Consider the following 12,227-nt stretch of genomic DNA (forward strand, 5'->3'; position numbering starts at 1 on the left):
TGTTTTGGCCTTAATTCAACCTTATCACAGGTCCTTGAATTGAATGGTAGAAATGACATAGGGCGGCGTTCCCGCCGCATATAAAGCTATCGGAAAGCATTATTCTGTGTCCTATTCAAAATTAGTGAAGTACTGAATTTGCATTCATGAGGATTTCTGCAGATCTAAAAGTGCTTCACTTATATGCCTGCACTACCCAAACATAAGGATTGATGTGATGAAATGTATTCCGTGGATATGACAATATTTTTACTGGAAGAGTTTGATAAAACAATGCGCACTGCACAACTTCTGCCCTCTCAGATGCCCATACTTGATGACCTTTCCCTTAACATGCAGAGATTAAGGGATAAAGGCGTGATTAACCTTCAGCAGGTGCATGACCTTCTCAAAAAGAAGGAAAATTATCCTGCTGTTTCGAAGGACACAGGGATTCCTGAGGATTACCTTGTGATTCTCAACCGGATGGTCAACAGCTATATCGTAAAAATACTGCCTCTAGAGAAGCTTGAAATATTTTCGCACGATGAACTGGAGATGCTTAAGAAACAGAACATTAAGAACACAAAGCAGTATTATGAAGCCTTTTCAAATGCAGGACCGAGAGATGTCCTCTCAGCTGTTACCGGTATCTTTGTATCGAGAATAGAATACGCTCTGTGTATCACGGACCTGTTGAGGATAAACGGAGTTGGGGTCGGTTATGCCAAGATCCTTGAAGAGATAGGTGTGAAAAGCATCGGGGACTACAACAAGACATCTTCTGAAAAAATACTTTGCTCAGTTAATGCGTTAAATAAGGAACGGGCCTTCACCAAGGCTACACTTGGCATCTCGGACATAGATTATTGCCGTCGCTTCTGCGAGAAACTGGACAAAGATATCGACTGATAAACTAAGATGGTAGTTCTGGTGGGCATCCTGTAACAGTAAATAAATACGTAAATAAATTTAAGAAAGGTGCATGTGGCACTTGCTGCACAGCTCATTTACGGATATGTCTTCGCATTAAGTAAACGGCTGCCAGTAATCCGACAACTGCAACAATGGATTCAAATCCCGGAGATTGCTGCCCATCGGTTCTGTTGCTTACATTGTCAATTCTTTCGCTCGCATTTCCAAGTCTCTCACTTGCATTACCAAGTCTCTCACTGCCATTTCCAGCTCTCTCGCTTACGTTACCTACTCTTTCACTGGCAGTATCAAGCCTTTCGCTTGCATTACCAATTCTCTCGCTTGCATTACCCACGTTTTCACTGGCACTACCAAGCCTATCACTTGCGTTACTAGCTTTTTCACTGGCGTTATCAAGTCTCTCACTTACATCACTGAATGTCCCGGTTACATTATCATTTAGAGAACTAAGTACAAATGACACCATAAGTAATCCTGAAACAATAAGCACTGCTAAAATCAATATGACAGGTAGTTTATGCTTCATATCATCGCCCCAACTCCATATAAATAAAGTTGGTGATTAGATATTTAAGCGCTGCTAATCTTAGTTCAATAAGAATGATATCGAAAACAAGTTAAAGGACAAAATGAAAACAAATAATCACAGTTGAAGCGTTCATTGCAGAATACCGGGAGATAAAATAAATAGGTGCAGAGGCTTGAATGAAAATGGAAAGTAATTAGACAACACATTTATATTCTCTCACCTTAACTATACGAACTAATTATTCACTAAGTCTGGTCTTACTTTCATTGAATCGTCAAGATCCAATTATTAAAGAATCAACCATCTTTCATTCTAAAATAACACTGTCACTTGGGGGAAAAAGAATAACCGACCATGAGCCAATAAAATCAGATGCTGCCGTAAGTTCTAATGACGACTCACCGGAACAGAAGGAAAGCGAAGTGAATACGGAACATCAGGATGCAGTTAAGGAGCTCAATAATTTGGCTGCACTCTATCAATCCCAGGGCAAATACTCTGATGCTGAGCCTCTCTACCTTCGTTCATTGGAGATGAGAGAGAGCACATTGGGTCCGGATCATCCATCTGTAGCTACAAGTCTCATTGATCTGGCCGGACTCTACCAGGCCCAGGGTAAATATTCTGTTGTTGAACCTCTCTACCTTCGTGCATTGGAAATTACAGAGAGCACATTGGGTCCGGAAAATCCCTCTTTTGCTACAATTCTCAATAGCTTGGCTGTTATCTACAAAGCCCAGGGTAAATACCCTGATGCTGAACCTCTTTACCTTCGTTCATTGGGGATCAGGGAGAACGTACTGGGTCCGGAACATCCGGATGTAGTTGCAAGCCTGCGCAGTTTAGCCGGACTCTACCATAATCAGGGCAAACATCTCAAGGCTAAAGAGGTGTATATTCGGGCAATCACAATAATCGACAAGAACAAAAGTGAAGGTCATCCCGACTCATTAAAGTGCTTCGAGAACTACGCCCATTTACTGGAGAAAATGGGACGAAAACGTGAGGCAGTCAAAATGCGCAATCGCGTTAAAAGAACACGTTTATAAAACGCGGACACTTGTTGAAATGAGCCGGAAAATCGTTTACATTGCTACGAGCCTTGATAGTTTTATCGCAAGAAAGAATGGCGATATCGATTGGCTGGAAGAAGACCCTTCTTATGACTACTACAATGAATTCATCAAAAATGTCGAAGTCATTCTGATGGGAGCCACTACCTATGAGAAAGTGATGTCCTTTGGGATTGACTGGCCTTACCCGGAACAGACATCCTATGTGTTCACCCACAAGAAGGACCATGCAGATGAAAGGAACATTAAATTCACTGATGAGGACATAATTTCTCTCGTGGAAAAACTCCAGACTGAAACCACCGGTGACATCTGGATAATGGGAGGAAGTGATCTCATTAACCAGTTCCTTAGAAAAGGCCTGGTGGACGAGATCGTAATAGGTATCCAGCCAATAATCCTGGGAGAAGGAATACCTTTGTTCACGCAACCGGATGAGATCAGACTGGAACTGACTAAAGTCAGTTCGTATGACAAGGGGATGATTCAGGTTCATTATAACGTGATCGGATAGGAACCCGGATTCACATCCTTGTCAGGATTCCGGCTGACAACGATGACATTTTAACGTAAGATATCATCGAGTTCACACATAAGAAAATCTTCACTGCCTGATAGGCTCGGTCTTCCCGACTCTTCTCTTGCCGGTTATTACCAGAAAGGACGGCTTGCTTTTGTCAAGGAGAGACATGAGGGCGAGTTCTTTTTCCTTGCTGTATTGCATAATGATTATTTTTGTAATCATTATATTCATAATCGTTGTTTGGGGTGCAAGAACAGGTTTGCCTAATTATCAAATATAGGCCCTCGAAAACTATGCACAGTTCTTGAAAAGAATGAGAAGAAATCATGCAGCAAACAAAATACTCAGTCGTATAAAGACTATAAAAGCAAAAAATAGGAATATTGCTTTAAAGTATAATAAAAAGTAAAAAAGACAATCGTATGCCTTCCGGCATACTATCTCACTTCCCAATTACTTTCTTGTACAATCTCGCTTGGAAGCCATGGTACTTGGCGTAACCTTCGGCGTCTTTCTGGTTGATGGTGGCGCTATCGAAGGATACCATGTCCTCGGAGTAGAGGGCGCAGGGGGAGCTGCGGGCCAGGATCATGACACTGCCTTTGTAGAGTTTGACTGTGACGGTTCCTGTGACACGCTCCTGGGTCTTGTCGATGAAGGCGTTCAGGTCGTGGTAGAGGGGCTCGTCGACAAGGCCGGAGTATGCAAGCTCGGACCACTGCTCGTCAACCATTTTCTTGAACTTGAGCTCGGCGCGGCTTAAGACCAGCTTTTCCAGGTCCTTGTGGGCTGTGAGCAGCACTGTGGCTGCGGGGTGCTCGTAGTTCTCACGGGCTTTAAGGCCGAGCACGCGGTCCTCGATCATGTCCGTGCGGCCGACACCGTGGGAGCCTGCTATCTTATTGAGTTTCACGATGAGCTCCACGCCGCCCATCTTCGTTCCGTCAAGAGAGACGGGGACACCTTTCTCGAAACCGATTACAAGGGTCTGTGCATCCGGTGCATTGACGGGGGAAACTGTCCACTGGTAGATCTCCTCCGGCGGGATGAAGGCAGGGTCTTCCAGCTTACCGCCCTCGATACTGCGGCTCCATATGTTCTCGTCAACACTCCATGGCTTTGCGGTTGTAACCGTCACGGGGATGCCGTGCTTCTTTGCATATTCTATTTCCCACTCACGTGTGAGGTTCATATCCCTCATGGGTGCGACAACGTCCAGGTCGGTGAGCCTGAAAATAGCCTCGAACCTGAGCTGGTCGTTACCCTTGCCGGTGCATCCGTGTGCCAGTGCAACAGCATTTTCCTTCAGGGCGATCTCAACGACCTTCCTGGCAATGAGCGGACGGGCGATAGAAGTTCCCATCACATAGCCCTCATAGTCGCCATTGGCCTTGATCAGTGGGAAGATGTAATCCTGCACGAACTCATCACGCGCATCAATTGTGAAGTGCTTGTTGCTGATCTTCTGCGCTTTCTCTTCAGCCTGCTTCACATCTTCTTCCGGCTGGCCCACATTCACAGCTACCGTAATGACCTCATCGTAGCCGTATTCCTCTTTAAGCAGCGGGATACACACGGATGTGTCAAGCCCGCCAGAATAAGCAAGTACTACTTTCTTTGACATATTATCTGGTCCTGAAACTGATTAAGAACTAGCCATCATTTAACTATCTCTTTATGGTATTCATTGATGGACTTTACAGTCCCTTCGCCCAATTTCATCGAAGTTATCGCGGAGGCTGCTGCAAGTGCTGCCTGGATGGTCGTGATGTATGGCACCTTGAAGTCCACAGCCGCACGGCGTATCCTGGAACCGTCCTTACGCGCCTGCTTGTTGGTAGGCGTGTTTATAACAAGAGCAACCTCGTCCCTGCGCATCATATCAATGACATTGGGGCTGCCGTCATGAACCTTCTTTATGATGCCCATCTCAATACCGTTCTTTTCAAGGAACTCGGCGGTGCCTTTGGTACCGACAAGCTCTATTCCTGCAATCTTGAGCTTGCGTGCAACTTCCAGCAATTGTTCTTCATCCACATTCCTAATGGACATGAACACCTTGCCAGTAAGGGGCAGTATGTTATCAGCGCTGAGCTGAGCCTTGAAGAAAGCACGCCCGTAATCATAGTCAATGCCCATTACCTCTCCGGTACTCTTCATCTCCGGCCCGAGCACAGGATCGGCACCTGGCAGTTTATCAAACGGAAGCAGTACTTCCTTTACAGCGACATGCCCGATCTTTGGCTCTTTCTCCAGGTTGTACCCCAAATCCTTCAGGCTGTTGCCAATGATTACCTGTGCCGCTATCTTTGCCAGCGGCAGTCCGACTGCCTTTGATACGAAAGGTATTGTCCTGCTTGAACGCGGATTTGCCTCAAGGACATAGACAATGTCACCCTTTTTGGCCATCTGGAGGTTTACCAGACCTTTCACATTCAGTGCAAGTGCTATCTTGCGTGTGTAGTCGCGCACGATCTCCAGCGTTTCCTCGGAAAGGGACTGCGGCGGGATAACACATGCAGAGTCGCCTGAGTGGACACCTGCTTCCTCAATGTGTTCCATGATGGCACCAATAAGAACATCCTTGCCATCACAAACGGCATCGACATCTATCTCCACCGCACTTTCAAGGAAATCGTCAATGAGGACCGGATGTTCCGGAGACACTTTTACAGCTTCGCGCATGTAGCGCTCCAGGTCATTATTGTCATAGATTATTTCCATTGCCCTGCCTCCAAGTACATAGGAAGGCCTGACAAGCACAGGATAACCGATGCGTGCCGCGATCTCGACCGCCTGGGCCTGTGACTTTGCATAACCTGCATCCGGCTGCCTGATGCCCAGTTGCTGCATCAGATGGTTGAATTTCTCACGGTCCTCAGCTACGTCTATGTCAGTAGGAGAAGTACCGAGTATAACAGTATCGAGGTCCTCACGCCTCTTAAGCTCCTTCTCAAGCGGCATTGCAAGATTGATGGATGTCTGGCCACCGAACTGCACAAGCACACCGTAGGGCTTTTCTTTTTCAATTACATTCATCACATCTTCAAGGGTAAGCGGCTCAAAGAACAGCTTGTCAGAAGTATCGTAGTCAGTAGAAACGGTCTCAGGGTTATTATTGATGATCTGGGCCTCTATGCCCTGTTCCCTTATCGCCGTCACTGCGTGCACAGTACAGTAATCGAACTCTATGCCTTGGCCTATCCTTATGGGTCCCGAGCCCAGTATAATTATTTTCTTGCGGTCAGTGGGCTGTAATTCACACATAGTCTCATAGCAGGAGTAATAATATGGAGTTGCAGCTGCAAATTCCGCAGAGCATGTATCTACCATCTTGTAGGTGGTGATTATTCCTGCTTCCCGTCTCAGGTCGTTGATATCTTCCCGGGTCCTGCCGGTATGATTTGCGATCTTGGAGTCAGTGAAACCCATACGCTTGCTGCGCCGTAGAAGATCTAAGGACAGTTCACCTGACTTTGCGTTCTCATGCAGGGCATTTTCCATGTCCACTATGTTCTTGATCTTCTTGATGAAGAAAACATCTATTCCTGTCAGATGGGAAACCTCTTCGACGGTGAACCCGTTTCGAAGAGCATAGTAAATAACGAACAGCCTTTCACTGGTAGGGGTTTGCAGCAGGGTCCTGACCTCGCTGCTGCTCCATTCATCGGAACCAAGATCCATCTTGATATCGAGGGAACGGATAGCTTTCTGCAGGGACTCTTCTATTGTGCGACCGATAGCCATTACCTCACCGGTGCTCTTCATCGCGGTTGTAAGCGTCTTGTCTGCGTTGACGAACTTATCGAAAGGCCACCTGGGTATCTTGGTAACAACGTAGTCAATGGTCGGCTCAAAGGAAGCCGGTGTCTGTTTTGTAACGTTGTTGAGTATCTCGTCAAGCTTCATACCAAGAGCGATCTTTGCTGTCACCCTGGCTATCGGGTAGCCGGTTGCCTTTGAGGCAAGTGCAGATGAGCGGGAGACACGGGGATTGACCTCAACTATCCTGTAGTCGCCATCCTTGAGGGCGAACTGGATATTACAGCCTCCTTCAATACCAAAAGTGCGTATGATCTTTATAGCTGCAGTCCTGAGCATCTGGTGCTCCTGGTCATTAAGGGTCTGTGAGGGTGTTACCACAATGGATTCACCTGTGTGGACTCCCATGGGGTCCAGGTTCTCCATGTTACAAATGACTATGCAGGTGTCATTTGAATCACGCATGACCTCATACTCGAACTCTTTCCATCCGAGTACGCTTTCCTCTATAAGCACCTGGTGGATCCGGCTGCGCCTAAGTCCCCTCTCACATATCTCAAGGAGTTCCTCCCGGGTATGGGCAATACCGCCGCCTGCGCCTCCAAGGGTATATGCGGGACGGATGATGAGCGGAAGGCCAAGTTCATCAATGACCTCTTCAGTTTCCTTCAGTGATGACACTGCCCTGCTGCGCGGGACCTTTTCTCCTATCCTCTGCATGGTCTGCTTGAACAGCTCACGGTCCTCTGTGTTCTTTATAGCATCAAGGGATGTACCCAGTAATTTCACCCCATACTTTTCCAGGATGCCGTGTTCTGCAAGTTCACTGGTCAGATTAAGTCCGGTCTGCCCACCGATACCCGCAATGATACCGTCGGGCCTTTCCTTCTCGATTATCTTCTCAATGGACCTGTAGTCAAGAGGCTCGATGTAAACGGCATCGGCCATCTCGGGATCTGTCATGATGGTTGCCGGGTTAGAGTTCACAAGTACGACCTTGATCCCTTCCTCCCTGAGGGACCTGCATGCCTGGCTGCCAGAGAAGTCAAACTCTGCCGCCTGGCCTATTGTTATCGGCCCTGAGCCGATTAAAAGTACTTTTTTGATATCTTCACGTTTTGGCATCGTTTACTTCCTCCCTGCAAGTTTCAAAACCTTGTCAAAGAAAAGCTTTTCGGTATCCATCGGACCCGGATGTGCGTCAGGGTGATACTGCACGCTGAACATGTCGAGATAATTGTGGGATATTCCCTCAACGGTCTTGTCGTTAGCGTTAACCTGTGTCACCTGGACATCTGCCTCCTCAAATGAGTTTGGGTCCACTGCAAAACCATGATTCTGGGATGTGATGTACACTATGCCTGTTTCAAAGTCCTTGACCGGCTGGTTCGCGCCCCTGTGGCCAAACTTCAGCTTGTAGGTATCTCCACCAAGTGCCAGGGATATGATCTGGTGCCCAAGGCAGATACCAACTATCGGCAGTTCGCCCGCAAGCTCTTTAACGGCTTTTATCCCGTCTGCCGCTGCCTGCGGGTCTCCGGGACCGTTGGACAGGAAGAGCACATCGGGTTCATAAGAACTGATCTGCGAAGGTGATGTGCTCGCCGGCACTACAGTGACATCCATGCCACGGGCCAGCAGGCTTTTTTCTATGCTCAGTTTCCTTCCGAAATCCATGAGCACTACATTTACCGGGTTATTGGGATCACGCAAAGGACTTTCTATCCTGAAAGGCTGTGGACAGGTAACTTTTGATATAAGGTCAAGCTCTGAGATACTTGGCAGTTCCCTGGCAAGCCTTACAGCTTCTTCACCATCATCACTGCCATTTATAAGGGCTGAGCGCATTGTACCATATTCACGGCTCTTGATAGTGAGCATACGTGTATCCACACCTGAGATGCCGGGTTTCCCCGCATCTTCCATTAACTTGAAGATCGTCTTCTTCGAAAGGTAATGGGACGGCTCCAGGCACTCTTCCCTTATAACAAGGCCTTCTGCCTTGACGCCGTCTGACTCAAAACAGCTTTCGCTGACACCGTAATTACCAATTAGTGGATAAGTGAACATGAGGATCTGACCCTTATATGACGGATCGGTCAAAGCCTCCTCATAACCTGTATATTGAGTGGTGAAAACAAGTTCCCCGGTAACGATACCTTCGGCACCGAATCCGGTGCCTTTAATAATTGTCCCATCTTCTAAGCCTAGTACTGCATTCATTGTAAGAACCTGCGTCTACATGTAAGGAATAGGCTATAAGTATTGCGATGGGATCACGGGATTGACCGTCACAGATTAAAAAAAAAAGGGAACTATCTGATCTTCCTTAGGAAAGAATAGACTATACCCGATACTATCACAAAAGATATTAATAAGATAGATATGATGAACTTTTTAGGTTCTTCTGTTGCAAAGGCTCTGACTGTGTTTATATAGGGACTTATTTCCGCAACACTTTCTTCTTCCAGGTATTCTACGGTAGCAGCCTGTTCAGATTTCTCGACACGTAGCTTTAGCACCCATAGATTATACTCGCCCCCCTCATTGGAAATGTAAGCTATACGACTGCCTTCTGGACTCCATGCAGGTGATCTTTCGCTTGAGTTCTCCATTGTGAGCTTTTTCATGCCCGTTCCATCTGTGCGCATGATCCACAGGTCATAGCTGCCATCCCTGTCGGATGAGAATACAATCATATCACCCTGGGGACTGTATGAGGGTTCGGTATTATTGAATTCATCATCAGTCAGGCGTGTTGCTTTAACAGCATCTGGCTCCTGGGTGTATATGTCACCTCCGAGAGAATATAACAGCCTGGTTCCGTCCGGGCTCCAGGTTGGGGAAGCTTCGTCACCTTTATCATCTGTGATCTGAACACTTTTCCTGCTGTTGATATCCATGATCCATATATCATAGTTACCGGAAATTTTGGAAACATAAGCTAAGCTGCGACCGTCAGGACTTACTGAGGGTTCTCTCGAATCGGACGTCCCGGTCAGTTTCACATTATTGCTGCCATCAGCATTCATCACATGCAGACTGATATAACGGGCTGAGTATGCAGTCCTGCTTTCAGTGGCATAATATATCTTACTGCCATCCTGATTGAATACCGGGTCTCCGGACCATGCGAGAGTGTCATAGAGTTTTTTTGTACCCGAACCGTCCGCATTCATAACCCATATTCCCTGATTATAGGCATAGGTTAATTTATTGCCATCCGGGCTCCACGATGGATGATTGTACCCTTTACCATCTGTCAGCCTTATGTCCTCGTCTACAATAATAGCTCCTGCTCCGCATGCCAGTGGTAGCAACAGCGATAATGCCAGAAATATGAATAAGATATCCAGACAATATCTTGTTTTTGTGAAAGACAAATGAATTTGCATTAAAATATATTAAGTAGACTTATATATATTAATCTTTTGTTTTAGGGTTTCACTTAATATCTTACCATCTACCTTGCCTCTGAACTCGGCCATTACTATGCCCATAAGCGGACCAACTGCAGCGGGTCCTTTTTCCCTGACAAAGTCACTGCGATCCTCTATAATCCGGTCTATGAACTTCTCGACGAGAGCGATGTCCATTCCCCCCATCCCAAGCTGAGAAGCCGCATCTCCGGCGCTAAGGCCAGGCTCCCTGGCAACTACTCTTAATATACTGTCTATGGCCTCTTTAGATATCCCGCCGTCAGCTACCAGGCTGAATACATCCAGGAAATGACGGTCTTCCAGTTTATCTACCTCCACACCGTCACGCTTGAGTTCCGGAAGCATCCCTGTGAGCGTTCTCACTACAAGAGTGGCAGTGACACTGGTATTGCCTTCAAAGCGCTGCATCAGTTCCTCGAACAGAGGCAGGTGAGATGAATAAACTATCTTCTCGGACAGTTCCCTGTGAAGGTTGTACTCCGACTCAAAACGTTTTGCACGTTCTGTCAGGAGTTCGGGTATTCCTATGGATCCAAAATAAGCTGGTGAGATCTCCACTTGCGGGACATCGGTCTCGGGATACATTCTTGCAGCTCCGGGGAGCGGTCGCAGGTAGGAACTGTTCCCATCCGGCAGCGCACGGCGGGTTTCCTCCGGCACTCCTTCAAGTGTTTCCCTTGCCCTGATAATTACACTCTCCATGGCGCCTCTTGCGCGCTCTTCAAGATCAGCCACCATCACAACAGCATCATTTTCCATCGCACCGACAGCCTGCCTCAGCATTCCGACCTCTTCGGCCGTTATGCCGTAATTGGGAAGTTCATCAGTATGGAAGATGCCGCCAACACCTGAGGTCTTGGCCCTGTCAGAGAACTCTGTCCCTATGCGCCTGCCAGGCTGCACTTCCCTGCCTGTGAATCCTGCAAACCCCGGCAGCATGACTGCAAGTACCTTTCCCTTTTTCAGTGTGCTCAGGAGGATCTTGGACTTCGTGTCCCTGAAAACGTCAGTAATGTCAAAAACAGTGTTGCATACAGAGGCCCCTCTTGCAAGTAACTCATCCCTGATGGCAAGCAGGCTGACCTGACGCTGAACTTCGCGCTCAACGATCGTCTCTATCATATCCAGTGCCTGCACACCCTTAAGCTCCACACGGGCGCCCTTTGCTATGGAGATGTTGACGTCCTGGCGTATGGTACCCAGGCCACGCTTGACCTTTCCTGTGGAGCGCAGCAACATCCCTATCTGCTGTGCAGTTTCCTTTGCGTGGGCAGGGGATATTATATCGGGTTCCGTACCGATTTCCACCAGCGGGATGCCAAGGCGGTCAAGTGAGTAAATAATAGAGTCGCCCTTATCCTCTATCTTCTGGCATGCCTCTTCCTCAAGGCAGAGCACACCGACACCTACCGGTCCTACGGATGTATCTATAACACCATCCTTTGCCAGGAAGGCTGTCCGCTGGAAGCCAGAAGTATTAGAGCCGTCCACCACGATTTTGCGCATGACATGCACCTGATCCACAGGCCTCATACGCAGGAGCTTGGTGATGCAAAGTGCAATGTCAAGAGCCTCCTGGTTTACCTTTGTTGGGGGCTCATCGTCATTCTCAACCAGGCAGGTGGTGTCATATCCTTTGTATATATATTTGCGTTTCAGCTTGGACTGTTCAAGAGCCGCCCGGTCTGTCTCACCCATCTCACTTTCCGTGGGGCGTAAGTAACGGAAGAATTCATAAGTGGATTCACCGAGGTCCCTTATCAGGGTGGGGCATCTGCAAAAGAGCTTCTGTTTAGAATCAAGCTGCTGATGGATCTCAAGACCGCATTTCAGACCCAGTCCGGCATAATCGAATTTATCGCTCATGAATAATCTCACCAAATAATTTTCGCATAGACGTCGGTTCACTCATCAAACAGCCTCAGGATGTATAAAGGTATTGTTCGTCGGCATGACTTCCAAAAACCCACATATAAAGCCTGAAT

Annotated in this window: 9 protein-coding genes; 3 read left to right on the top strand and 6 right to left on the bottom strand. The window is 47.4% G+C overall.

Going from position 1 to position 12,227, the window contains the following annotated elements; translation table 11 throughout:
• The first annotated feature begins 222 nt into the window (after window positions 1–222).
• Entirely contained in the window at window positions 223–891 is a 669-nt protein-coding gene (locus Q8J68_RS10705) for a DUF4332 domain-containing protein (protein WP_305311508.1), read from the top strand.
• A gap of 94 nt (window positions 892–985) precedes the next feature.
• Here the strand turns inward: Q8J68_RS10705 and Q8J68_RS10710 are convergent, their stop codons facing one another.
• On the bottom strand, window positions 986–1,381 hold the full coding sequence (locus Q8J68_RS10710; protein ID WP_305311509.1) for a PGF-CTERM sorting domain-containing protein: 396 nt from the start codon (window positions 1,379–1,381) through the stop codon (window positions 986–988).
• 329 nt (window positions 1,382–1,710) lie between these two features.
• Between Q8J68_RS10710 and Q8J68_RS10715 the strand changes: the two genes are divergently transcribed.
• Both Q8J68_RS10715 and Q8J68_RS10720 read left to right on the top strand, forming a co-directional pair.
• Window positions 1,711–2,493 carry a tetratricopeptide repeat protein gene (locus tag Q8J68_RS10715; RefSeq protein WP_305311510.1) on the top strand — a complete coding sequence of 261 codons (783 nt, stop codon included), beginning with the start codon at window positions 1,711–1,713 and terminating at the stop codon, window positions 2,491–2,493.
• 19 nt (window positions 2,494–2,512) lie between these two features.
• Window positions 2,513–3,031, top strand: coding sequence for a dihydrofolate reductase family protein (locus Q8J68_RS10720; protein WP_305311511.1), 519 nt, complete (start codon window positions 2,513–2,515; stop codon window positions 3,029–3,031).
• A 451-nt stretch (window positions 3,032–3,482) separates the two neighbouring features.
• On the opposite strand, the gene Q8J68_RS10725 is transcribed toward Q8J68_RS10720, so the two are convergent.
• The 5 genes from Q8J68_RS10725 to gatE all read right to left on the bottom strand — a co-directional run bounded on the left by Q8J68_RS10725 (window position 3,483) and on the right by gatE (window position 12,108).
• The gene (locus Q8J68_RS10725) at window positions 3,483–4,664 is read right to left on the bottom strand and encodes an argininosuccinate synthase (RefSeq protein ID WP_305311512.1); all 1,182 of its coding nucleotides are present in this window, start codon (window positions 4,662–4,664) and stop codon (window positions 3,483–3,485) included.
• A 35-nt stretch (window positions 4,665–4,699) separates the two neighbouring features.
• Window positions 4,700–7,927, bottom strand: coding sequence for a carbamoyl-phosphate synthase large subunit (gene carB / locus Q8J68_RS10730; protein ID WP_305311513.1), 3,228 nt, complete (start codon window positions 7,925–7,927; stop codon window positions 4,700–4,702).
• Window positions 7,928–7,930: 3 nt separating this feature from the next.
• Window positions 7,931–9,025: a glutamine-hydrolyzing carbamoyl-phosphate synthase small subunit gene (gene carA, locus Q8J68_RS10735; RefSeq protein WP_305311514.1), complete on the bottom strand. Its 1,095-nt coding sequence runs from the start codon at window positions 9,023–9,025 to the stop codon at window positions 7,931–7,933.
• 92 nt (window positions 9,026–9,117) lie between these two features.
• Window positions 9,118–10,197, bottom strand: a complete 1,080-nt coding sequence (locus tag Q8J68_RS10740; protein ID WP_305311515.1) for a DPP IV N-terminal domain-containing protein — start codon at window positions 10,195–10,197, stop codon at window positions 9,118–9,120.
• Between the two features lie 9 nt (window positions 10,198–10,206).
• Window positions 10,207–12,108 (bottom strand): Glu-tRNA(Gln) amidotransferase subunit GatE, encoded by a 1,902-nt coding sequence (gatE, locus tag Q8J68_RS10745; RefSeq protein WP_305311516.1) that lies wholly within the window; start codon window positions 12,106–12,108, stop codon window positions 10,207–10,209.
• Window positions 12,109–12,227: the final 119 nt, after the last annotated feature.

The sequence above is a fragment of the Methanolobus sp. genome (assembly GCF_030682845.1).
Taxonomy (GTDB): Archaea; Halobacteriota; Methanosarcinia; order Methanosarcinales; family Methanosarcinaceae; genus Methanolobus.

Excerpts from the sequence above, each read along its gene's own strand:
- Q8J68_RS10720 (WP_305311511.1), top strand. The coding sequence starts at position 2,513 with ATGAGCCGGAAAATCGTTTACATTGCTACGAGCCTTGATAGTTTTATC.
- Q8J68_RS10725 (WP_305311512.1), bottom strand. The coding sequence starts at position 4,664 with ATGTCAAAGAAAGTAGTACTTGCTTATTCTGGCGGGCTTGACACATCC.
- carA (WP_305311514.1), bottom strand. The coding sequence starts at position 9,025 with ATGAATGCAGTACTAGGCTTAGAAGATGGGACAATTATTAAAGGCACC.
- carB (WP_305311513.1), bottom strand. The coding sequence starts at position 7,927 with ATGCCAAAACGTGAAGATATCAAAAAAGTACTTTTAATCGGCTCAGGG.
- Q8J68_RS10740 (WP_305311515.1), bottom strand. The coding sequence starts at position 10,197 with ATGCAAATTCATTTGTCTTTCACAAAAACAAGATATTGTCTGGATATC.
- Q8J68_RS10710 (WP_305311509.1), bottom strand. The coding sequence starts at position 1,381 with ATGGTGTCATTTGTACTTAGTTCTCTAAATGATAATGTAACCGGGACA.
- Q8J68_RS10705 (WP_305311508.1), top strand. The coding sequence starts at position 223 with ATGTATTCCGTGGATATGACAATATTTTTACTGGAAGAGTTTGATAAA.
- gatE (WP_305311516.1), bottom strand. The coding sequence starts at position 12,108 with ATGAGCGATAAATTCGATTATGCCGGACTGGGTCTGAAATGCGGTCTT.